The following is a 23,015-nucleotide window of genomic DNA, read 5'->3' on the forward strand; positions in this document are numbered from 1 at the left end:
AGGGGAGACTCTTTTGCTTTTTTGTTCATAAAGATGAAGTTGGGGAAGGAGCTGACCACATGGGGAAAAAAAGCCATGCAGAGGGCATATGCGAGCTCTGCGGACGTGAGCCTGTCGCAGTGACGGTCCATCACCTGACACCGAAGGAGTTTGGGGGGACATTCCTGCCGACGGCCAATCTATGCATTCCGTGCCATAAGCAGATCCATGCTTTATACCCGAATTCTGAATTGGCAGTGAGGCTGAATACGATCGAACGCTTGAAGGATGATCCCCAGATAGCCAAATATCTGAAATGGATAAAAAAACAGCCTTCATCAAAGCTGACGAAAGCTAAAAAGGCGAATGCAAGAAAAAAATAGAGATTGCCAGACTGCTTTTAAGACGCCGGAAGGAACGGAAGCCCTTAGTTATTCCCGACGTTTGGCTGATCGATGAGATTGGTGTCAAGTACATTGCTGGCATTGAGGCCGTTATTGGTGATGATGAATCCGCCCGTATTGAAGGCGCCCTGGCCGCTCGTGGATTTGGAGTTATTTTTTGGGGAGATGTACAGGGCATCCCCGAACTGCACGATCCCTCCTCCAACATTCACAATCTGCACAGGTCCGATGATTGCAGGCATTGTACCACTTCCTTTGTTCTGGCATTGCTTCCCCGCCCCATCTGTCAGGTTTCCTGAAGAGGCAGAAGCTGGCGTATATGCTTGACGCGCGACTCCATAGAAACATGGCCGCTGTTTCCGATATGAACCAGTGATGAAGCTGAAATACCGATAATATCTATAGAATCCACTTTAATGGCTGGTTTGCCCTGATGTACATACATTTGAAGGGGATCTTCAAGGGCGGGAAGGGGAAGGGGCTCTGTAAAGATAGAATAATCACTGTACCTTCCCTCATTTGCAATAAAGATCTCTGCTTGGCGCTGTACGGCAAGCGCTCTTGAAAACCCCTGTATATACTCAGAATCTCCCACTTGCAAGATGGAGGAAAAAGAGACGGTATCCACATTCAGTTTATTGACTATTGATGTTCTCTGAAGCATGTCATCACTCCGGAGTCAGCGGCACGAAGGGTCCGATTATAAGGGATTCCGCCGGAGTATCAAAGGTTGAGGCAAGCTGGATGGTCTGGGTATCCCCGACCATGAGCAGTGAGGAGCTTGATACACCAATGACGCGGATGCTGCCTACATTCAAGTCTCTGTTATAAACCTCAAAGTTCATTCTTTCTTCATCCCTTTCATATTTTCAGGCAGATTCCCAAGGAAGGCTCTCACTCCGTTGCGGATTTCCCCTTTTATCAGGGAAGCTGCCTCTTTCCACCAGCCTTCGGGATTCCTCGCCATCTGCTGATTATTTTGAGCCTGCTTCACATAATAATCAATCCTGCTGGGCAGCTGTTTTTTAACATCTTCTTTTATAAAAGAAAGATAGGAAGAGTCCGCCTCCATATTGAGAGCAGCGGCTGCTTCTGCAAAGACTTGCGGCAGATCTTTTTCAAGGAAAGCTTCGATGTCTTCCTCAATTTCCACGATTCTTTGCATCTGCCCCTGCGGGTTGGGAGGAACAGAGACATTGCTCCCTTTAACGGCAAAGTCTTCTATTCCCTGAAGCTCCGACGGATTCAATCCGATATTCAGTGTCCCTTCCAAGGTTTCAACCTTCAGCTGGTCGAATTTGTATTCAATGGTATCAACCTGTATCGGCGGGCGGTCTTTGAGTGCGTTAAGCTGCTGCTGCAGTTCGCCGGCCAATTTCTCCAGCTTTTTGATCCTGCTGTCCTGATACTGGACAAACTGATGGAGCTTCTGCATATACGTGTAAAAATCCTGATTCAAGCGGCCACCCCTTTTCATAGAAAGTCATTTGCAGGCTATCTCGCATATGCCGGTGAACCCGGCGAAGTGAGGGGCACTGCAGGAGCGTCGATTTCCGAACCTCCTGGTGTTGCTGCCTGGGGAGCAGGCTCTGTAAAGCCACCCGTATTATACAAAAAGGAAGCAGGCTTAATGATTCCCGCACTTCCAATCTGGAAGACTGATGAGTTAGTCAATCCGCCTATACGGATGTTGTTAATCTGTATGGTTTGCTGTATATAGAAATTCATAAGATCACCCTATGGTCAAGCATTGAAATAATTGCCCTGATCAACCCCGTCCTGATCGAACGTATTGGTCGTGCTTTGCCTGTTATAGACATTGAGTCCATCTCCGGTATTGAACGAGCCAGCGCCGGAAAAGGTCTTGGCATTGGAAAGAGGCATGATTTTGTAGACATCCCCAATATGGAATACGGAACTGCTTCCGATTGATACTACCTGTGCGACTCCTACGATTGCCGGCATATTAAAACATCCTTTGACTATTGGTTTCTGTACTATCGTATGTGCCTATGAGCGGAATGTGATAAGAAAGCCCAAAATAATGGTGCTGAAGCTATCCTGCTGTGTATTTGAATGTAAATATGTTAAAATGACAGTAAATTCAGACTTTTTAAGAGGAGGCTGCTTAATGGAAGTACCATTGCTGCTCACACAGTTTTTAGACCGCGCCGTTTCGCTGTATGCTGATAAGGAAGCTGTTTTTGCCGATGAACGAAGCTTTACCTACAGGGAATTGGGCAGCCGGGTGAACAAGCTGTCCTTTGGCCTTAAGGGGCTAGGGGTGGAAAAAGGCGACAGGGTTGCCTACCTTGCACCAAATTCAGTGGAAATGCTGGAAGGGTTTTACGGTGTTTTCCAGACAGGCGGCATCATGGTCCCGCTAAATATCAGATTGAAGCCGGAGGATTATCTTTACATACTGAACCACAGCGGGGCGAAGGTCCTGTTTGCCGATCAGGATCTTTATCATCTTATTCTGCCGGTAAAGGAACAGCTCCAGACAGTTGAAAGAATCATTGTCCATTATAAAAATGACCAAACGGCAGAAGTGGGATATGATGATTGGCTCAAAGAGCAGCAAGAGGGCCGGTTTCCCCGGGTGCAGCTGGATGAGAATGATGTCTGCAGCCTGCTGTATACAAGCGGCACGACCGGAAATCCAAAGGGAGTCATGCTCACCCATCGGAATAACTATCTTCATGCTTTAAGCACGATGCATCATCTCAGGGTAACCGACAGGGATGTCCTTGTTCATGTGCTGCCTATGTTCCATGTCAATGGCTGGGGGTCGCCTTTCTATTACACTGCAAACGGCGCGTCCCAGGTATGCCTGAGGAAGGCAGATCCTGAGAGCATCTTCAAGGCGCTGAGGGAGCACAATGGGACAGTTCTGCATATGGCGCCTACGGTTCTTAATTCCCTGCTGCAATATCATGGCATCAGCAAGCTGCCGGCAGGAGGCGATGTCCGTGTCGTCATTGCCGGTTCTGCACCTCCGCCGGCATTTGTTGCAAAGGCAGAAAGGGAATTGGGATGGGAATTCATCCAGGTGTACGGAATGACGGAATCTTCCCCTCTCAGCACAATTTCTACTATCCGGTCCCATCTTTCCTATCTGCCGGAGGAAGAGCAATACAGGATGAAAGCAAAAGCCGGCTATAGCATGATCGGCTGTGAGGTGAAGGTTGTTGATGAGAATGGAGAAGCTGTCAGGAGTGACGGTAAGCAAATAGGTGAAGTGATCACAAGAAGCAATGGAGTCATGAAAGGCTACTGGAAGAATGAAGAGGCGACGATGGAAGCGATCCGCGGCGGCTGGCTTTTTACAGGAGATATGGCCACTGTGGATTCTCACGGCAATATAGATATTGTAGACCGGAAGAAGGACATCATCATTTCCGGAGGTGAAAATATCTCTTCCATTGAGGTGGAAGGGGTGCTCTATGACCATCCGGCTGTACTCGAGGCTGCTGTCATTGCCGTCCCGCACGAAAAATGGGGAGAAACGCCCCATGCCTTCATTGTGAAAAAGGAAGATGCAGAAATAGCCGCGGAAGAATTCATCCTGTTTACCAGGGAAAAACTGGCTCATTTCAAGGCGATAACAGGTGTGACCTTCGTGAAGGAGCTTCCGAAGACCGCATCCGGGAAAATACAGAAAATCCGGCTCCGTCAAGAATACTGGAAGGCTGAGGGAAAAGGCGGGCGTTTTGTCAATTAAAGCAAACATGAGAAAGGGCCGCGGACTGTGGCCTTTTTTTTGGCAAAAAAGGCTCGCTTGGCAAATACTGGTGGACTTTCCTAGCCTGCCTATCTATTATTAATAGGTAGACTATGAAAAGGAGATTTGTATGCCTGATAAATTATTGCCTGTACAAGAAAAAGACCGGATTGCTTCACTTGATATCATGAGGGGCTTTGCTATACTTGGCATCTTCCTCGTAAACATGATGTCCTTCCACTCCCCGCTTTTGTATCTGGATCCCCATCGATGGTGGGACAGCTCTCTTGATAAAGGAGTATATGCTTTCATCGATATTTTTGCCCAAGCGAGCTTCTATCCTTTATTCTCCCTTTTGTTCGGATACGGGGTGATCATTTTGAGGGAAAGGGCCATAGAAAGGGGCTACAGCTTTGCGGCCATAGGATCAAGAAGATTCCTTGTCCTTCTGGCAGCGGGCCTTCTGCACGCATTTCTCATCTGGCATGGAGACATACTGGTGAATTATGCGGTATTCGGCCTGATTGCCCTATTATTCTTCCGGTTGTCCGGGAAGGCGCTTCTGATAACAGGAACACTGCTGTATATCCTGCCCAATCTGCTTATGGGCCTTTTGATGCTGGTGACAGTCCTGTTTGTCCCGGACAGCGAAACTGCTTTATATGACCTGGAATCAGCAGTCTCATCGAGTGAAGTTTATAAGGACGGGACATTTGCGGAAATCACATCACAGAGGATCACAGATTGGTATATGGTAAATAATGAGGTTTCATTCATCATCCTGCTCCTGTCGATTATGCCTCTGTTCCTGATCGGAGCCGGAGCGGCAAAGCTGAAGCTGCTGGAAAAGCTGGCGAACCTCCAAAAGAGGGCAGCCATTATGTTTGCGGTGTTCTTTGCCGCAGGACTGCTGATCAAACTGGTGCCTTATATGGGTCCTGACAACCTGGCAACAGAGTATTTCCAGGATCTGTTTGGTGGTCCCCTCCTCGCCGTCTCATATGCGATTCTGATTGCGCTGCTGGCTGAGACGGAAAAAGGCAGCCGTCTTCTTATGCCGCTCACATGGGTAGGGAGGATGTCATTGAGCAATTATCTCTTTCAATCGATTGTCTGTACTTTGATTTTTTACGGCTATGGCCTCGGTTTTTATGGAGATATTTCTTTGGCTGGCGGCACGCTGCTTGCGGTGGGGATCTATCTGTTCCAAATCCTTTTAAGCAGGCTATGGCTTACCAGGTTCAAGTACGGTCCGTTTGAATGGCTCTGGAGAAGCGCCACATATCTGTCAGTGCCGCCGATCAGGAGAAGCAAATGAAAAAGGCCATCATCATCGGCTCGGCGGGGGCAGGTAAATCAACCTTCGCTAAAAGGCTTGGGGAAATGACCGGGATTGAAGTGATCCATCTGGATTCCCTTTTCTGGCATGAAGGCTGGGTGCCGACCGGGCGGGAGGAATGGATCCGGATCCAGGAAGGTTTGCTGCGGAAGGAGCAGTGGATCCTTGATGGGAACTATGGAGGAACAATGGACATGAGGATGGAAGCATCTGATTCAATCTTCTTTCTGAACTATTCTACAGTCCGCTGTTTGTATGGCGCCCTGAAACGGAGAATCATGAATCATGGGCGCACAAGGCCGGATATGGCAGAGGGATGCCCGGAACAGCTCGACTGGCAGTTTTTAAAGTGGATTGCCCGCTATAAGAAGGATAAAGCACCGGCCATCCTTGCCAAACTTTCCGCTGCGGAAGGGAAGGATGTATATATATTCCATAGCCCGGAGGAAACAGAGGAATACCTCCTCAGTCTTACCATGCCTTAGAAATATGCCTGCAGGTGCCCTCCAGGTCTCTTTCTGTCAGCAGTTTCCCATCAAGGCGCTTTCAGAAAATTTGTTTTATACTAGAAATATAAAAAGATAGAGGTGATGACGATGAGATTTGCAACTGCTGAAGATGGAAGCGGTGTGTTTATCGGGGTCCTGGAAGAAGGGACTGATCTGATTCTTCCCCTCGCTAAGGCGGAAGAAAGAAGGAGCGGGAAAAAGGAAATCCCTGAGTCGCTCCTGGAGGCAGTCTCCATGGGGGAAGAATTTGTACATAATGCAAGTGAGCTCCTGAATTGGGCCAAAGCCAATGAAGCAGGGAAGGAGCTTCTGCTTCCGCTTGAATCAGTGAAGCTGCTGGCCCCAATTCCGAAGCCCGTCAAAAACATATTATGCGTGGGGAAAAACTATGCTGAGCATGCCATTGAAATGGGAAGCAAGGATGATATACCTGAGCATATCATGGTTTTCACAAAGGCGCCGACTGCTGTTTCGGGTCCTGAAGAGGAAGTGCTTTCGCATGCGGGAGTGACGGAACAGCTGGATTATGAAGGCGAGCTGGCTGTTGTGATCGGCAAGGCTGGGCGCGGCATCAGTGAGGAAGAAGCCCTCAGCCATGTTTTCGGCTATACGATCATCAATGATGTGACAGCCAGGGATCTTCAGGCAAAGCATAAGCAATTTTTTATTGGAAAAAGCCTTGATTCCACCTGTCCGATGGGTCCATGGATTGTCCATAAATCTGCCATTGAAAACCCTGGCAGGCTGGATATTGAGACAAAGATCAATGGAGAGGTCAGGCAGAGCTCCAATACGGAAAACTTCATTTTTCCGATTGAGGTCATCATTTCCGAGCTTTCAAAGGGAATGACCCTTGAGCCGGGAGATATCATTGCTACTGGCACACCCGCAGGGGCAGGGAAGGGATTCAAGCCTCCGCGCTTTCTCAAGCCTGGGGATGTAATGGAAGTTACCGTGGAAAAAATAGGGTTGCTCCGCAACAGGATAGAAGGTTAAGCTGGATAATATGATTTTTTTAACACAAATGTCACAAAATCATGGCCGGCTCTTTAAAGCGCTGTGTTTATCTTAGGCTTTTCCATGCAGATATGGTATGATTTAAACGAATTTTTAATAGGAGGCCTGGTGAATGACACACGCTCATATTTTTACCTGGGTTGTAGCACTTGTTTTATTTTTCGCAGCGCTTGGAATGCATAACAGCGGCAAAGCAAAAGGTGTAAAGGTAGTTCAGATGATCTTAAGGCTCTTTTACCTGCTGATCATCGGTACGGGCATTTGGATGCTGACTTCGGGGATTAATATCGATCTTCTGTATGTACTGAAGGCACTTCTTGGCTTATGGGTGATTGCCATGATTGAAATGATCATCATCCGCACAACAAAGGGAAAGAAAACTTCCATTCTATGGGTCCAGTTCGTTGTGGCTGCCATTCTGGTTATCTACCTCGGACTGAGGCTGCCGCTTGGATTCCATCCTTTTGCATAAAAAGCACAAAACAAAAAAACTGCTCCGGCAGTTTTTTTGTTTGGGTCTGTATAGACCGCTCCTCCCGTATTTTCCTCTTCCGGCCCTTCTAACATGCTGCGAAAACATCTATTCATATAATATTTCTATAATAGCAATGTTATCTAACGGTAAATATGGTATTTTTATCATATAGATAAAATAACATAATTGTGGTGGAGATCATGATATTAACTTTAAGCTGTAGATATATACATAAAAGCAGGCTGATTCAATATATACAGGAAAACGCGATCGGCGAATATCCCAATGTCCTTGTGCAGGTATTCTCCGGTACGGAAGACTGCAGGGATATTTATGAAATACAGGAAACGATGACGGAACATTTGCCTTCTGCAGCCATGATCGGCTGTACTTCTGCAGGTGAGATTTACAATGGGAAAATGCTTGAAGGAGAGACGGTCATCACTTTCTCTTTATTCAAGGAAACCCAGGTGAAAACAGGATTGTTCAAAAGCGGGGATTACAGGAATCCATTTGAAATGGGCAGAAGCATTGCCTCGGCGCTTGCCTCTTATGATGCCAAAGCCTTGATCCTCTTTTCGGCTGGATTTGACCATGATATGCAGGCAGTCCTTGATGGTGTATATGATATCCGTCCTGATATAGCAGTTGCAGGAGGAGCGGCAGGGAATTACAGGAATATGGCTGAGACTGTTGTTTTTGCCGGCGGAGAAACGTCAGGGAGGGGAGTCTCCGCGGCTGTGCTCCAGAACGAAGGGCTTATCGTTGAAGCGGGCAGCAATTACAAGTGGCAGGAAATCGGTAAAAGCTTTAAAGTCACAAAAGCCCGGCAAAATCAGATTTTTAGCATTGATGATAAGAAACCGCTGCAGATTCTGAAGCAATATCTTGGGGAAGAGCTCGTCAGGGGCCTTCCGGCATCAGGGATTGAATTTCCATTTCTGCTGGAGGGGGATGAAGAAAAGGCCTCGATTTTTATAACAAAGGTTTTGGAAAATGGGGCAGTTGAGGTAAATCGCCCTGTAAAAGAAGGACAAAAGCTTACATTTGCTTATCAGAATATTGATGAAATTATCGAGGCATCTGTTAAGGATCTGCGTAATTTGGCGAGGAAGCCTGCTGAAGCCTTTTTTGTCTATGCATGTCTTGCAAGGAAAGGATTCCTCCTTGATTTTACTCATAAGGAGCTGTCGTGGTTACAGGAAATTGCTCCCGCATCAGGACTTTTTACATATGGAGAAATTGCCGCAAAGGATGATGGTCCGCCGAAGATGGTTGGACATGCCTTCACATACCTTTCTATCAGAGAAGGAGTGCAGCATGTGAAGAAGGTCCGCAAGGGGTTTGGTGAATATGCGAAACCGAAGCATTTCCGTACACTCTCTGCTTTGACCCATCTGATGCATGCTTCCAAGGATGATATAAAGATGCTGAATAATAGTTTAAGTGTTTCTGAGCAATATTACCGGTCCCTTTTTGACAATAACGCCGATTTTGTCTATTCAACCGATATGCAGGGCAATTTTACAAGCATTAATCCAGCCTTCAAGCGTAACTTCGGTTTCAATGAAAAAGAGGTGATCGGGAAGCCGGCGCTCAGGTTCATCGACAGCCGGGATGTGGCCAGGGTCAGGAGGCATTTCTACCGGACCGTGAATGGGAAAGAGCAGTATTATAACCTCGAGATACAATCAAAAAATGGGGCCAGGAATCTTTATGAACTGAAGAATATCCCAATTACTGTAGAGGGTGAGCCTGCAGGCATATACTGCATCGGAAGAAATATCACCGAACAGAAGAGAATTGAACAGGAAATGACCCAGCTTGCTTATTATGATAAAGATACAGGTCTGCCAAACCGCCTGAAGTTCATGGAAGAACTTGATGATCTGCTGCAGAAGGCAAAGAAGAAGAAGCGCCCGCTTGCTGTTCTCTTTATGGATATAGACCGCTTTAAACTGATCAATGACAGCCTGGGACATTATGCCGGCGACCAGATACTCAGGCAGATAGCCGGAAGGATTGAAGCAATCCTCCCTCCCGGATCCTTTTTCGGCCGGTTCAGCGGAGATAAATTTACGCTTATCCTTGCGAAGGAGGCGGACTCCTCCCGGGTCACGAAGCTGTCCAATCATATTCTCCAGGCAATATCCTCCCCAGTCTATTACGGCGAACAGGAATTCTTTATAACCGGGAGCATAGGTGCCAGCCTCTATCCCGGAGATGGATATGAAAAAGAAACATTGATGAAAAATGCCGATATTGCCATGAACCGTTCAAAGCATCAGGGAGGAAACAGGCTTACATACTATTCGACGGAGATGAATGAGCAGACGCTGCTTAAGCTGGAATTGGAGAGCTATCTGAGAAAAGCCCTGCAGAAGAAAGAGTTCTTTCTCTGCTATCAGCCTCTTACCAATCTTGAAACCGGTGCAATATACGGGAGCGAGGCGCTCATCCGCTGGAATCATCCGAAGCTTGGACTGGTATCTCCGGGTGATTTTATCCCGCTGGCTGAAGAAACGGGGCTGATTAATGAAATAGGCCATTGGGTGCTGCAAACCGCCTGCAGACAAACGAAAGAATGGCATAATAAAGGGCTCGGGAGCTTAACGGTTTCTGTTAATGTTTCTGTACATCAGTTCCAGCAGCCGGGTTTTGTGCATAAAGTCCTTCAGGTATTGAAGGAAACAATGCTTGAACCGCAGTTTTTGGTGCTGGAGCTGACAGAAAGCTCAATGCTGCGGAATATGGAGAACAGCATCCTTGTGATACAGGAGCTCCAGAGGAACGGCATAAGGGTTGCCATTGACGATTTCGGGACAGGCTATTCCTCTTTAAGCTATTTGAAGCATCTGCCTATAGATGCCTTGAAGATTGACCGTTCTTTCATAGATAATCTCCGCTCCGGCTCGCCTGATATTGCCATCGTGAATGCAATCATCACCATGGGGCTCGGCCTGCATGTCAAGGTGGTTGCCGAGGGAGTTGAGACCGCAGAGCAAATGCGCCTGCTGAAGGACTTGAAATGCCATTTTGCCCAGGGGTTCTTTATACACAGGCCGCTTGGCGCTGAACAGTTTGAAGAAGAGCTTGGCAAAAAAGCTGCTTTGAATCAAACCTAGATTATTCTAAGAACTGGATCCATATAGGGGGTAGAAGTATGTCAGGAGCATGGATCTTGATCATTCTTATTGTTGTGCTGATTGTAATCACGTATGCTGTCCAGGCATTAGGAAAGTATAGCAGCCATCCGGTTTTATCCCAGAAAGAAGTGCTCGAAGCCATCAAAAAGCGAGAAAACGAGGAATCTGCCGAAAAAAAATCCTGACAGGTTTTGAAATCTTTTTGGACAGGGTGCTGCTGTCTGAACGGCCGTCCAGGCTGTAGTACTTGAGTTTGAAGGAGGACCGGATGATACCTTTTTATATACGATTCCTGATTATGGCGGCTATTTGGGGCGGGCTGTTCTTTTTCATTGAAAACACAGCCCGCCCCATTTATCTCTTCAGCTGTTCCTTATCTTTCGCAGCTTATTTCCTGCTTGCAGTCACTGAAAGGAAGCTCATCCTTTATTCCTTGATGATGCTCGATCTCCCTCTGATTGCCATTTACTTGGATAGGGCTGCATGGGCTTTTCTGCTGTTGGCCGCGCTTTTTTACTTGTACGAAGCAGCCCAGTCGATCCGGCCGGCCCCTTTTTACAGCCTTCTGGGCGGAACAGCCTTACTTGCGGCCTTCACCATGATTATCCTCAAGCCTTCCCTCATAACGGTCATGCTGGCCATTGCGGCACTGAGCGTGGGATATGCCGCCTGCATCGGGCTGAATTCGGCGCGCTGCAGACTTGAGGAGCTAAGGGAGCTTTACGATCAGGTGCTTGAAGAATACCGGAAGGCCAAACGGCTGGCTCTTAAGAATGAAGGGGCAGCAAGGGCAGAAGAAAGGACAAGGATTGCACGGGATATCCATGACTCTGTCGGACATAAGCTGACAGCGCTGGGAATGGAAATGCAGAGCATGCTGCTTAAGGAGCATAACACCAGCATTGCCCGAATGAAGCAGACAGTGGAGGAATGCCTGGAGGAAACAAGGCGGGCAGTGCGGGCCCTTAAATCAGAGGCGATTGAAGGAATCCCTGCCATCATCCAGCTGGTGAGGAAGCTGGAGAGTGAAAGCAGCCTGCGGATCCGTTTTACAACCAAGCAAGGGGTCTTAAGCCTTGTTCTTCCTAATATACATAGCATAGCTTTATATCGGATCATTCAGGAGGCTTTGACGAACTGCCTTAAATACAGCGAATCAAGAGAAGTTGATGTCATTCTAGGTGTCTCCTCTGTCGGGGGGATATCCTTTGAAATCAGGAATGCCTTTCATAGCCCGGGCCCCATTCACGAAAGCTTTGGCCTTAAAAGCATCAGGGAAAGGGTCCATGGGGCAGGAGGCACTGTCCAGATCTATTGTGATGGCAGCCAGTTTGTCATCCTGGGGTCCATTCCTGTAAAGGGGGATAAAAAGTGAACAGGATATTAATAGTCGAAGATCAAGTGATTGTCAGGCAGGGGCTGAGGATGATCATTGAACAGGATGGTGCCTTTTCTGTAGCCGGTGAGGCGGAAAACGGCCAGGAAGCGATAGAAAAGATGGAATCCCATGGAGCAGACATTATCCTGATGGACATCCAAATGCCCGTCATGAATGGCATAGAAGCGACCAGGATGATCAAAAAAAGGTGGCCAGCCGTAAAGATACTGATTTTGACTACTTTCAATGACGAAGATTATGCACTGCAGACTTTGAGGGAGGGAACAAATGGTTTTTTGCTGAAAACCTCTGACGGCCCCCGCCTGCTGCAATCAATCAGGAGCTGCCTGGAAGGCGGCATCAGCATCCATGAACAGGTTGCCGCTAAAGTGATGCCGAAGCTTCTGGACCATTCATGCCGTGAAGAGGCGGAAGTTCCGCTTACTCCCAGGGAACGTGATATTGCCAGGCTCATCGGGCATGGAAAAACTAATAAGGAAATTGCAAAAGAGCTGTATCTGTCAGTGGGAACAGTAAAAAATCATTTGACCCAGATTCTGCAGAAGCTGGATCTGCGGGACCGGACACAGCTTGCGATTTTTGCAGTCAAGAATGATATTCTCTAAGATTGGCAGATGTTTTTAAGAACAAGTATGGACAGGGATGGCGGGAGTCTCCGTTTGCCTCATTCTGCAATATATTATGAAAAAAACCAGGGGCTATAGGGATAGCCCCTTTTACATGCCTGTTTATCGGAAATCTCCTTGAAAAGTGACGGAGGTCACATCGGGAGGCTGGTTTTAATGACGGAAGACAGTAGTGCGGTTTTCCATTAAAGCTGTATATTGAAGGTAATAAGGGGGAGATGGAATGCTGGAGGCTGTAGAGCTTATAAAGAAATTTAAGAATAAAACCGCAGTGAATGGCGTGAATTTATATCTGGAAAAAGGAGAAACCGTAGGACTCCTTGGCCCGAATGGGGCGGGCAAATCGACAACCATATCAATGATTTCATCCCTTACATCGCCAACGAGCGGGGATGTAAGGGTCAAAAATGAAAGCATCCTCCAGAAGCCGTCCGGACTAAGGAATATCCTTGGGGTCGTCCCGCAGGAAATTGCTCTTTATAATGAACTGACGGCAAGGGAGAATCTTGAATTCTTTGGGAGGATCCACCGTTTGCCCAAACAGAGGCTAAAACAAAAAACAGAAGAAGTACTGGAAATGATCGGCCTTGAGGACCGGGAAAAGGATTTGGTGAAAACATTTTCCGGAGGCATGAAACGGCGCCTGAATATCGGTGCTGCGCTCCTGCATGAACCGGAATTGGTCATTATGGATGAACCTACCGTAGGCATCGATCCGCAGTCCCGGAATTATATTCTTGAAACCGTGAAACGCCTGAACAGGGAAAAGAATATGACAGTTCTATATACGAGCCATTACATGGAAGAGGTGGAATATCTGTGCGACAGGATCTACATCATGGACCATGGGGAAATCATCGCTTCCGGGACAAAGGATGAAATCAAAAGCATCCTGTCGGCTGAGCAGGCAATCAATATAAAGGTTGACCTGATGAGAGGGGAATTCATCCGCCTGCTGGAGGAGCATGCCGCAATCAGGCAGCTGTCTGTACAAGAGCAGACAGCGACCATCATCGTTCCTAAACAGGTCCATCTGCTGAAGGACATCTTCCGTTCAGCTGAGCAAACCGGCACAATTGTAACAGCTGTCAATATAGAACTGCCTACCCTTGAAGATGTATTCCTGCATCTGACCGGACGGCAGCTCAGGGATTAGGGGGGAAGGATATGCTTTTTCAAATGATCAAAAAGGATCTCCTGCTTTTTTGGCGCAAGCCGCGTGAACTGATCATCCTTCTCCTGATGCCGTTTGTATTGATCTGCATCCTGGGGAATGCGCTCGGAGCGCTGAACAGCGATGAAATCCCGGATCTTGATATCAAGCTTGCAGTATGGGTCCAGGATGATTATGAAGCTGGTGCCGCAGAAGCAGCCGCCATGATAAAGAAATTCCCTATGCCGGATGAAGCGAAGGAAGAAGCTGTAAATGCAGTGAAAATGTTCAACCCTGCCGCCATATTGATTGAGGAAGTTTTCGGCGATGAAGAATTCAGCCGGAGCATCGGCGTGGATTATATTTCAGAGGAGCTGGATTCAGAGCGCCAGGAGGAATACAGCGCGATGCTGACGATTCCGGCAGGCTTTACCACAGATTATTACCGGCACAGCCTGTTGAAGGAAGGTGACCTCCCGGAGCTTGAATTGCAGCTGAATGATTCAGATGCACTCAGGGCAGGGGTAATACGTGATTTCCTGGCCAATTTCCAGGAGCAGATTTCCTTATGGCAGGGGATCCAGAAGCTTGGGATTTCAGCGGGTGATATCAAGGAAGCTGGCATCGATGAACTTGGCGCAATTGAATCTGTCAGCAAAGTAAAGGATGTCAGCTCTGTCAGCTATTATGCCATTGGAATGAGTATGATGTTTGTCTTCTACGTGGCAACCACGGCAGCCAGCTTTGCTTATACCCAGAAGGAAGAACATCTGTACAACAGGATACTTCTTGCGGATGTTCCCAATTATATTTTCTTTTCAGGCATCTTTTCTGCTGCGGCCATCGTTTGTTTTTTGCAGCTGAATATTCTTTTCGGCCTGTCGGCACTCATTTTTGATGTGTCTTATCCTGATATCATCGACTATCTGATCATCACAGGCGTCATTTCCATCATGATTGGAAGTTTTGCCAGCCTGCTTTCTGCAGTAAACTATCGAAGCAGTTCAGAAAGGGCCGGCCGCGTGTTTGGCAATTTTCTTGTCCCTGTATTTGCTTTTGTGGGAGGCAGCTTTTTTCCTGTTTCCCAGCTGGGCGGCATTTTTGAAAGTCTTGGGTCTTATTCACCCGGGGGAGCGGGAATATCAGCTTACATGAAAATCCTTCAGGGCTATCCGCTTGGAGAAACGGCCGGCCAGCTCTGGTCCCTTGCTGTATTTTCTGCCATACTGCTGTTCGCTGCACTGCTGATGCAGCCTAGAAAGGGGGAGGCGGCATGATTGGAATGCTATGGGGGAAGATCCTCCTTACATTGAGGAATCCTGGTGCTTTAATTGCCTCTACGATCATCTGCATGGCGTTTGCCTATCTAACCGGGCAGTCCGCATTTGTGAAAATAGAAATTCCGATGTATTCTTCGGCAGATGGAAGCAATGAGGAAATCATAGAAGAGTTGAACAAAGGAGATACTTTCTCGTTCGTCCTGCAGACTGAAGACGAAGCAAAGAAGAAAGTGGCTGAAGGAAACGCGGAGGCTGCCTTGGAGCTTGGCCAGGATTCCTATGTAATTTATCATGCGGGGGCTTCGCAAAATCTTCAGCTGCTGAATCAGTATATCGGACGCTATTATATGAAATCAGTGCAGGAACAGCAGATTGTCCAGCTTGCTGACGATCCGGTTGCGGCTGAAAAGGTCTTTCAGGAGGCGGAAAAAGAACCGGCCTTTCAGCTTGTCCTATCCTCTTTCAATCAGAAAGATGCTGCTGAATACAGCCAGCCGCTGCAGTCTTTATTCGGCTTTACTTTATTCTTTTCCATTTATACGGTGGCTTTTACTGTTGCCGAGATCCTGCGGGATAAGCAGTCCGGACTGTGGGACCGGTTCATCTTATCACCGACATCTAAAGCGGAAATGTACCTGGCGAATCTGCTTTGGAGCTTTTTAGTTGGGTACATCCAAATCATTTTTGTGTTTCTTGTCTTTAAATTCGGTGCAGGTATCGATTTTAATGGAAGGTTCGGGACGGTGCTGATCGCTGTGATTCCGTATTTGTTTTCCATTGTCGCGCTTTCCATTTTCCTGACGGGGCTCGTAAAAACAATGAGCCAGTTCAACAGCATCATTCCTTTGATCAGCGTCAGCTTTGCCATGCTCGGCGGGGCGTACTGGCCGATTGAAATTGTCAGCTCGGAGCTGCTTGTCGGCGTTTCGCGCTTCATACCTATTACTTATGGAATGGAGATGATGAAGGGAGCTGTGGTGTCCGGCAACTCGATCCTGGATATGCTTTATCCAGTAGCGATTCTCCTATTGATGGGCGTAATCCTCATGGGGCTTGGGATAAGGCTTATTGAGAAGAGACATGTATGAGGGAAGAGAAGATAGAAGAGGCATGGATCATTCAAATCCATGCCTTTACTTCTATCAAGGAGTAATCTTTTCAATGACGAGCCTTTTTCCTGTGTTGAGTGTGAATTCGAACCGGTCGCTCTTTTTTTCGTAATAGCAGAAATGGTGCTGGACATTGCAGATGCATTCCTGGTTATCAAAAACAATGAAGTTGACTCCGTTTTTCCGCTCGCTGTCATGCAGGAAGTTCAAGTGGTTATAGCAGTAAATGCAGTCGAAGATTGAGAATTGAAGTGAATTCAAGGTGGTGACAAATTGATAAAAGGCATCATCATTCACTTCATCCAGCAATCTTTCGAGAGAGAAGGTGAGGTGTTTTTTCATCCGGATGCTGTCCTGGTTTTTCAGTGAAATCACTTCATCCGCAAGTCCGATTCGCCCATTTTCAAATAAGACACCTTTTTTCCACCGCTTATACCGCAATACTTCTATTTCCTGATGGAGGAATTCATCCAATATTGAGGCTTCTTCTGTTTCTTCATCGAAAAAAACCCACTGCTCGTTGATGCATTCGACTGTGCCAAGCATGAATGCCCGGGTTTGGAACTCATAGAGTTTGGTTCGCTGCTGTCTGTTCATCTTGTACCTCCATATGATTCCTTCAACATCCTTTTTAGACATAAAGTCAGGAATTTATAACCGCTAAGCTCTCCCAAAGAATGAAAATCGCTGGCTCTCGTACTGGCAGGAGTCCTGGTGAATGTTAAGATCACAGGTGAAAAAATAGCCAATCGGTATACTTGAATAGTTTATACATTTAAATTGAATCATTAAGAATGTTCATGGAGCCTTCAAAGGGCAGAAATAATGATAGGAGTTCATGAAAAAGAGGCAAGCGTAGTGCGGCAAACCTGACTTTCTATCAAGTGGTTCTGTATCTCTGCCTAAATCAATAAGATGGTCAGATTTTCTGACATTATTATTTTTGAATAATCATCCATACGGGACAATTAACCATTTCCTAGGCCCTGCATACAATGTCATCATGCAAAAGGATGATACCTGATTTCCGCTGACGAAAGGATGATGAAGAATGTGTGGAATAACGGGCTGGATTGATTTTAGCAGAGATTTGCGAAAAGAGGCTGCAGCAGTCGGGAAAATGGCGGAAACACTGGCAAAGCGCGGGCCGGACGATACAAATGTATGGACCGATATCCACGCGGGATTTGGCCATAAACGTCTTTCCGTCGTCGATCCTGCCGGCGGCAGACAGCCGATGTCCAGGCAGGCAAAAGGCAGCGTTTATACAATATGCTATAATGGCGAGCTTTATAATACAGAAGATATCCGAAAAGAACTCCTTATAAAAGGATATTCTTTCAGCACTCATTCTGATACAGAAGTTCTGCTGACAGCTTATATAGAATGGAAAGAAAATTGCCTGGACCACTTGAATGGGATATTTGCCTTTGCCGTATGGGACGAGGAGGAAAATCGCCTGTTCATTGCAAGAGACCGCCTTGGCGTTAAACCGCTTTTTTATAAAGAAACTGCAAAGGGGATCATTTTCGGCTCTGAGCTTAAAGCGATCCTGGCCCATCCGGAAGTGCGTACTGAGATTGACCGTGAAGGGCTGGCTGAAGTATTTGGCCTCGGGCCGTCCCGTTCCCCTGGCAGCGGAGTCTTTAGAGGAATAAAAGAGCTTAGGCCAGCCCATGCGCTGGCATTATCAAGGGAAGGGCAAAAAATGTGGCGCTATTGGAATGTGAAAAGTGCGGAGCATACGGACAATCTGGAGGAAACAGCTGAAAAGGTGAGGCATTTATTTACAGATGCCGTCACAAGACAGCTCGTGTCAGATGTGCCGTTATGCACCTTCCTGTCTGGCGGGGTTGATTCGAGTGCCATTACGGCGGTTGCTTCCCGTGCCTATGAAAAAGAGGGAAAAGGGCCGCTGCACACCTATTCCATTGATTATGAAGATAATGATAAGCATTTCAAGGCAAATGAATTTCAGCCTAACTCTGACGGAGCTTTTATCAGGAAGATGACCGAAGAATTCCAGACCATCCATCACGCAAGCATCATCTCTCAGGGCGAGCTGGCAGAACATCTGAGGGAAGCCGTCCTTGTGAGGGATCTGCCGGGGATGGCAGATGTCGATTCTTCGCTGCTGTGGTTTTGTAAAGAAATCAAACATGACTTTACCGTAAGCCTTTCAGGTGAATGCGCTGATGAGATATTCGGGGGTTACCCATGGTTTCACCGAGAGGATGATTTGAACCGCAGCGGCTTTCCATGGATGCGTTCGATTCAGGAAAGGCAGCAATTGCTGAAGCCGCATTGGAGGGAGAAGCTCCAGCTTGAAGAATATATGCACAGCAAATACAGGGAAACCGTTGCTGAGACCCCTGTGCTTGAAGGGGAAACCGCTCAGGAGGCAAGAAGGAGGGAGCTTTTCTACCTCAATAAGATCTGGTTCATGACGACGCTGCTGGACCGCAAAGACAGGATGAGCATGGGAGCGAGCCTTGAGGTAAGGGTCCCGTTTGCTGACCACAGGCTGGTCGAATATGCATGGAATATCCCATGGGAGATGAAGATGCTCGGCGGCCGGGAAAAAGGAATCCTGCGCAAGGCTCTTGAAGGGATCCTTCCGGATGAGATTTTATACCGCAAAAAGAGCCCGTATCCGAAAACCCATAATCCAGAGTATACGAAAGCTGTAAAAGGCATGCTCTCCGAAATTCTGGCAGACAGAAGCTCTGCCCTGTATGAATTCTTTGATGCAGAACAGTTGAAGAACATAACCGAAACAGAGGGGAATTCCTTCCAGGAGCCATGGTTCGGCCAGCTGATGACAGGGCCCCAGCTTCTTGCCCATCTTGTCCAGATGGAAATATGGTTTAAAGAATACAACATTAATATTGCTGATTGACCCTGGAGCCTGCTTTTTGCAGGTTCTTTTCTTTGTATCCGAAGAGACCTGATACCTTAAAGATTGCCAGTTTCAAAGTATCTCTGTATAATGTTTGTATAACTATTGTATAATATCGGAATATAAAAGGAGGCCAGAAGATGGCTAAAAAAATCGTAATCATCGGGGCCGGACCCGGGGGGCTCGCTGCATCCATGCTCCTATCCAGCCGCGGATATGAGGTGGATGTCTATGAGAAGCAGTCATATCTGGGGGGCAGGACAGGGAGCATAAAAAAGAACGGTTTTACTTTTGACATCGGGCCTACTTTTCTCAGTATGCCCCATATTGCTGAAGAGCTTTTCGCAGCAAGCGGCAGAAGACTCTCTGATTATCTGCAGCTTAAGGAATTAAAAGAGATGTATGAACTGGTCTTTGAGGATGCCGGAATTCATATGACAAGCGACCGGGAAGAAATGGTCCGCAGGATAGAAGAAAAGTTCCCCGGGAATGGCGGCGGCTATATCCGTTTCATGGAAGATACAGAAAGGAAAATGTCAGCATTGATGCCCATCCTGCAATCACGGATGGACAGGTACCGGCACTATTTAAGCTGGAAGGTCATCAAAGCGCTGCCTGAACTGTCTCTTGGCAAAAGCTTATATGATGTGCTTTCCCGTTATTTTGACAGTGAAACGCTTCGGCTCGCCTTTACTTTCCAGTCTAAATATCTGGGGATGTCTCCATGGGAATGCCCTGGCGCTTTTTCAATCCTTTCCTTTATGGAGCATGAGTATGGGATCTACCATCCGATCGGAGGCTTGAACCAGCTGCCGGAAGCGATGGCGAAAGTCACCAGGGAGCATGGGGGCAGGATCCATCTCGGCAAGGGCGTGAAGAGCCTTTGGATGGAAGGCCGTGACAGCAGGGGAATCATCCTGGAATCAGGTGAGAAAGTACCTGCTGATGAAGTCATCATCAATGCCGATTTTGCCAAAGCGATGAGCACGATCCTGAATGAGGGAAGTCTGAAAAAATATAAAACCCGCAAACTCGAAAAAAAGAAATATTCCTGTTCCACGTTCATGATTTACCTCGGGCTCGATAAGCAGTATGACCTCCCGCACCACACCATCTGCTTTGCCGGGGATTACAAAAGGAATGTAGAAGAAATCACGAAAACACTCAGCTTATCCGGAGACCCTTCCATCTATATCCAGAACCCGTCTGCCACAGATCCGACACTGGCGCCGGAAGGGAAATCTGCACTTTATATCCTTGCACCTGTGCCGAATAACTTCAGCGGCGTTGAATGGGACAGCAGGCAGGAAGAGTTCAGGAATCTTGTTCTGGATATTGTAGAAAGGAAGACCGGCTTTAAAGGCTTAAGGGATCATATAGAATTTGAAAAAATAATCAGTCCTAAAAACTGGGAAGAAGATCTGCATGTCTATAAAGGCGCAACCTTCAATCTGGGGCATCAGCTTTCACAGATGATGGTTCTGAGGCCGCATAACCGATTTGAGGAAGCGGGGAATACCTGGCTGGTCGGCGGAGGGACCCACCCTGGCAGCGGGCTGCCGACCATATTGGAGTCTGCGAGGATTACGGCTAAAATGATACTGGAAAAAGACGGGCTGCAATTGCCTTCCCGGGACTGGAGGAGGCATTATGAAAACAGCGATTATCGGCGGCGGGATCGGCGGCATGACAACAGCACTGCTGCTGGCAAACGATGGCCATGAAGTCGTCATTCTGGAAAAGGAAAATAAGCTTGGCGGAAGGCTTGCTTTTATGGAGGAAGGAGGCTTCCGGATCGATCAGGGGCCAACCATCGTCCTGCTCCCTGATATGATCGAGAGTATTTTGGCAGAAGCGGGGCTTGGCAGGGACCAGTATGAAATGATAAGGCTGGACCCGCTCTATAAAATTACTTATCCGGACGGAACTGATTATACCAAGCATGCTGACATAGGTGAGCAGGAACGGGAAATAAGCCGGAAATTTCCTGAAAGCCTCGCAGGGTTTCAAAGGTTTATGAAGGATATGGACTATCGATTCCATATGGGCAGGCCCCAGTTCCTGGAACGTCCTTTTTTGGAGAAGGGAGACTTCTGGAATAAAGAGACACTTTCCTCTTTAGCGAGAATGAACGCCCACAAAAGTGTCGATAAACAGCTTTCATCTTATTTCAAGGATGAAAGACTGAGGATTGCCTATGCCCTGCAGACATTATATATCGGAGGCAATCCGCTGAGCACCCCTGCCATCTACAGTCTTGTGTCTTACAGTGAGCACAAGCATGGCATTTTTTATGTGAAAGGGGGCTATGCCAGCCTGATCGGGAAGCTTGAAGAACTTCTTAAGGAGAAGGGAATAGAAATCCGCCTTGGGAGCCGTGTTGAAAAGCTGCTCACTGATGGCAGCGAGGCCAAGGGAGCCATCATCAATGGACAGGAAGAAAAATATGACTCCTTCATCCTCAACGGCGATTTTCCTGTGGCGGAAAAAGAGCTGCTTGACCGCAGGAGAAATTATAAAGCCTCTTCCGGCTGTCTGCTCCTCTACTTCGGGATCGGCAAAGTGTATGAGGATGCGATGGTGCACCAGTTTTTCATCGGCCGTGATTTTAATAAAAGCATGGAAGAGATATTCAAACATCAGCAGCTTCCTGAAAATCCTTCTTATTATGCATTCTACCCTTCAGCGATCGATGATTCCCTTGCACCTGAAGGGAAAAGCGTCCTTTATGCCCTCATACCCGCTCCATCAGGTGAACATATCGACTGGAGCAGCAAGGATGAGTATGTTGACAGGATCATCAGCCGGATGGAAAAGGATAGCTTCCCCGGTCTGCGCGATCATATAGAATGGATGAAGGTCAGGACTCCTGAGGATGCTCTCCGCGAGGGACTGTATGGGGGAGGAAGCTTTGGGATAGCTCCTTCCCTGTTCCAGTCAGGCATCTTCCGCCCCCAGCTGAGGCCATTCAAGGAAAAGAATATCTATGCGGTCGGTGCAAGCGTCCATCCTGGCGGAGGGATCCCGATTGTCCTGCAGGGAGCAAAGATGCTGGCTGACCATGTAAAGCATGAGCATAAAAAGAATCCACAAACGGAAGGAGTGTCGATCGTTGGATAAAGCTGCAGCGGCCTATCAATATTGTGAAGAGGTCATCAAAAAGAATTCAGCCACATTTCACCGGGCTTTTTCTTTCCTGCCGCCTGAGAAAAAAAGGGCTGTCTGGGCCATTTATGCTTTTTGCCGCAGGGTGGATGATATTGTGGATGAAGGAGACTCTCCGGAGGAGGAGGTGGCTGCTTTTGAAAAAGAATTTGCCGTATTTCTCGAAGGCGGGCTGCCCCATCAAGATGTTATGCTGTGGACGGCGCTCAGGGACGTTTTCGGCAGCTTTGACATGGACAGCACTCCTTTCGTTGAAATGATTGAAGGGCAGAAGATGGATCTGCACAAATTAAGATATTATACTGTCGATGAACTTCTTCACTATTCCTATCATGTGGCGAGTACGGTCGGCCTGATGCTGCTCCCTGTCCTTGCGCCTGAAAATGCAGGGCAGCTGAGGCATGGCGCCATTAAGCTGGGGCAGGCTATGCAGATTACCAATATACTTCGCGATATTGGCGATGACCTCAAAAGAGATCGGGTTTATCTTCCTGCAGCATTGATGGAGAAGCACGGATATAAGGAGGAAGAACTGCAGTCAGGCCAGCTGAATGCCGCTTTTTTCGGTCTGTTCGAGGAGCTGGCGAAAATCGCCGAGCAATATTATGAAGAAGCGCTGGAAACGATCCACTTGTATCCTCCTTCTTCGAGGACGCCAGTCAAGGGTGCTGCCGTCCTTTACAGGGCCATTCTTAATAAAATCCGGAAGAACGGATATAACTCATTTGGAGCAAGAAATTATGTGACGAAGGAAGAAAAAGCAAGGCTCCTCGCTACAATATAAGAAAGGC

24 protein-coding genes are annotated in these 23,015 nt (G+C 47.4%); 17 read left to right on the forward strand and 7 right to left on the reverse strand.

Going from position 1 to position 23,015, the window contains the following annotated elements; translation table 11 throughout:
• Positions 1 to 59: 59 nt before the first annotated feature.
• Positions 60 to 362, forward strand: a complete 303-nt coding sequence (locus FZD51_RS20330; protein ID WP_148976426.1) for an HNH endonuclease — start codon at positions 60 to 62, stop codon at positions 360 to 362.
• A gap of 44 nt (positions 363 to 406) precedes the next feature.
• Here the strand turns inward: FZD51_RS20330 and FZD51_RS20335 are convergent, their stop codons facing one another.
• The 6 genes from FZD51_RS20335 to FZD51_RS20360 are packed head-to-tail and all read right to left on the reverse strand — an operon-like array spanning position 407 to position 2,348.
• Positions 407 to 625: a spore germination protein gene (locus tag FZD51_RS20335; protein ID WP_009794017.1), complete on the reverse strand. Its 219-nt coding sequence runs from the start codon at positions 623 to 625 to the stop codon at positions 407 to 409.
• Positions 626 to 669: 44 nt separating this feature from the next.
• Positions 670 to 1,047, reverse strand: a complete 378-nt coding sequence (locus FZD51_RS20340; protein ID WP_148976427.1) for a spore germination protein GerPE — start codon at positions 1,045 to 1,047, stop codon at positions 670 to 672.
• A gap of 4 nt (positions 1,048 to 1,051) precedes the next feature.
• The gene (locus tag FZD51_RS20345; protein WP_148976428.1) at positions 1,052 to 1,228 is read right to left on the reverse strand and encodes a spore gernimation protein GerPD; all 177 of its coding nucleotides are present in this window, start codon (positions 1,226 to 1,228) and stop codon (positions 1,052 to 1,054) included.
• Positions 1,225 to 1,842 (reverse strand): spore germination protein GerPC, encoded by a 618-nt coding sequence (locus tag FZD51_RS20350; RefSeq protein ID WP_148976429.1) that lies wholly within the window; start codon positions 1,840 to 1,842, stop codon positions 1,225 to 1,227. Before FZD51_RS20350 ends, FZD51_RS20345 begins: the two co-directional genes overlap by 4 nt.
• A 35-nt stretch (positions 1,843 to 1,877) precedes the next feature.
• The gene (locus FZD51_RS20355) at positions 1,878 to 2,111 is read right to left on the reverse strand and encodes a spore germination protein GerPB (protein WP_148976430.1); all 234 of its coding nucleotides are present in this window, start codon (positions 2,109 to 2,111) and stop codon (positions 1,878 to 1,880) included.
• Positions 2,112 to 2,126: 15 nt separating this feature from the next.
• Complete coding sequence (locus tag FZD51_RS20360) at positions 2,127 to 2,348, reverse strand: spore germination protein (protein WP_009794022.1); 222 nt, start codon at positions 2,346 to 2,348, stop codon at positions 2,127 to 2,129.
• A gap of 166 nt (positions 2,349 to 2,514) precedes the next feature.
• Between FZD51_RS20360 and FZD51_RS20365 the strand changes: the two genes are divergently transcribed.
• The 12 genes from FZD51_RS20365 to FZD51_RS20415 all read left to right on the forward strand — a co-directional run bounded on the left by FZD51_RS20365 (position 2,515) and on the right by FZD51_RS20415 (position 16,139).
• Positions 2,515 to 4,107, forward strand: coding sequence for a long-chain-fatty-acid--CoA ligase (locus FZD51_RS20365; RefSeq protein WP_148976431.1), 1,593 nt, complete (start codon positions 2,515 to 2,517; stop codon positions 4,105 to 4,107).
• A gap of 130 nt (positions 4,108 to 4,237) precedes the next feature.
• Positions 4,238 to 5,425 carry a DUF418 domain-containing protein gene (locus FZD51_RS20370; RefSeq protein ID WP_148976432.1) on the forward strand — a complete coding sequence of 396 codons (1,188 nt, stop codon included), beginning with the start codon at positions 4,238 to 4,240 and terminating at the stop codon, positions 5,423 to 5,425.
• Entirely contained in the window at positions 5,422 to 5,931 is a 510-nt protein-coding gene (locus FZD51_RS20375; protein ID WP_148976433.1) for a DNA topology modulation protein, read from the forward strand. The genes FZD51_RS20370 and FZD51_RS20375 overlap by 4 nt, the downstream gene beginning before the upstream one ends.
• 111 nt (positions 5,932 to 6,042) lie before the next feature.
• Entirely contained in the window at positions 6,043 to 6,951 is a 909-nt protein-coding gene (locus FZD51_RS20380) for a fumarylacetoacetate hydrolase family protein (RefSeq protein ID WP_148976434.1), read from the forward strand.
• Between the two features lie 133 nt (positions 6,952 to 7,084).
• Positions 7,085 to 7,444 (forward strand): YisL family protein, encoded by a 360-nt coding sequence (locus tag FZD51_RS20385; protein WP_009794028.1) that lies wholly within the window; start codon positions 7,085 to 7,087, stop codon positions 7,442 to 7,444.
• Between the two features lie 203 nt (positions 7,445 to 7,647).
• Positions 7,648 to 10,572 carry an EAL domain-containing protein gene (locus tag FZD51_RS20390; protein WP_148976435.1) on the forward strand — a complete coding sequence of 975 codons (2,925 nt, stop codon included), beginning with the start codon at positions 7,648 to 7,650 and terminating at the stop codon, positions 10,570 to 10,572.
• A gap of 38 nt (positions 10,573 to 10,610) precedes the next feature.
• Positions 10,611 to 10,778: a hypothetical protein gene (locus FZD51_RS26295; protein WP_187445838.1), complete on the forward strand. Its 168-nt coding sequence runs from the start codon at positions 10,611 to 10,613 to the stop codon at positions 10,776 to 10,778.
• Positions 10,779 to 10,861: 83 nt separating this feature from the next.
• Complete coding sequence (locus tag FZD51_RS20395; protein ID WP_148976436.1) at positions 10,862 to 11,968, forward strand: sensor histidine kinase; 1,107 nt, start codon at positions 10,862 to 10,864, stop codon at positions 11,966 to 11,968.
• The gene (locus FZD51_RS20400; RefSeq protein WP_148976437.1) at positions 11,965 to 12,597 is read left to right on the forward strand and encodes a response regulator transcription factor; all 633 of its coding nucleotides are present in this window, start codon (positions 11,965 to 11,967) and stop codon (positions 12,595 to 12,597) included. The genes FZD51_RS20395 and FZD51_RS20400 overlap by 4 nt, the downstream gene beginning before the upstream one ends.
• Before the next feature lie 244 nt (positions 12,598 to 12,841).
• The gene (locus FZD51_RS20405; protein ID WP_148976438.1) at positions 12,842 to 13,774 is read left to right on the forward strand and encodes an ABC transporter ATP-binding protein; all 933 of its coding nucleotides are present in this window, start codon (positions 12,842 to 12,844) and stop codon (positions 13,772 to 13,774) included.
• 11 nt (positions 13,775 to 13,785) lie between these two features.
• Entirely contained in the window at positions 13,786 to 15,048 is a 1,263-nt protein-coding gene (locus FZD51_RS20410; RefSeq protein WP_148976439.1) for an ABC transporter permease, read from the forward strand.
• Entirely contained in the window at positions 15,045 to 16,139 is a 1,095-nt protein-coding gene (locus FZD51_RS20415; RefSeq protein ID WP_148976440.1) for an ABC transporter permease, read from the forward strand. Before FZD51_RS20410 ends, FZD51_RS20415 begins: the two co-directional genes overlap by 4 nt.
• Before the next feature lie 54 nt (positions 16,140 to 16,193).
• Here FZD51_RS20415 and FZD51_RS20420 read toward each other — a convergent pair whose 3' ends face one another.
• Complete coding sequence (locus FZD51_RS20420) at positions 16,194 to 16,757, reverse strand: DUF2777 domain-containing protein (protein ID WP_148976441.1); 564 nt, start codon at positions 16,755 to 16,757, stop codon at positions 16,194 to 16,196.
• 454 nt (positions 16,758 to 17,211) lie between these two features.
• Here FZD51_RS20420 and asnB point away from each other — a divergent pair, with 454 nt between their 5' ends.
• The 4 genes from asnB to FZD51_RS20440 all read left to right on the forward strand — a co-directional run bounded on the left by asnB (position 17,212) and on the right by FZD51_RS20440 (position 23,008).
• Complete coding sequence (gene asnB / locus FZD51_RS20425) at positions 17,212 to 19,059, forward strand: asparagine synthase (glutamine-hydrolyzing) (protein ID WP_148976442.1); 1,848 nt, start codon at positions 17,212 to 17,214, stop codon at positions 19,057 to 19,059.
• Between the two features lie 140 nt (positions 19,060 to 19,199).
• Positions 19,200 to 20,783, forward strand: a complete 1,584-nt coding sequence (locus tag FZD51_RS20430; RefSeq protein ID WP_148976443.1) for a phytoene desaturase family protein — start codon at positions 19,200 to 19,202, stop codon at positions 20,781 to 20,783.
• Positions 20,710 to 22,179 carry a phytoene desaturase family protein gene (locus FZD51_RS20435; protein WP_148976444.1) on the forward strand — a complete coding sequence of 490 codons (1,470 nt, stop codon included), beginning with the start codon at positions 20,710 to 20,712 and terminating at the stop codon, positions 22,177 to 22,179. Before FZD51_RS20430 ends, FZD51_RS20435 begins: the two co-directional genes overlap by 74 nt.
• On the forward strand, positions 22,172 to 23,008 hold the full coding sequence (locus tag FZD51_RS20440) for a phytoene/squalene synthase family protein (RefSeq protein ID WP_148976445.1): 837 nt from the start codon (positions 22,172 to 22,174) through the stop codon (positions 23,006 to 23,008). The genes FZD51_RS20435 and FZD51_RS20440 overlap by 8 nt, the downstream gene beginning before the upstream one ends.
• The last annotated feature ends 7 nt before the right edge of the window (positions 23,009 to 23,015 follow it).

The organism is Bacillus infantis, from assembly GCF_008180445.1.
In the GTDB taxonomy this organism is placed as follows: Bacteria; Bacillota; Bacilli; order Bacillales; family Cytobacillaceae; genus Bacillus_AB; species Bacillus_AB infantis_B.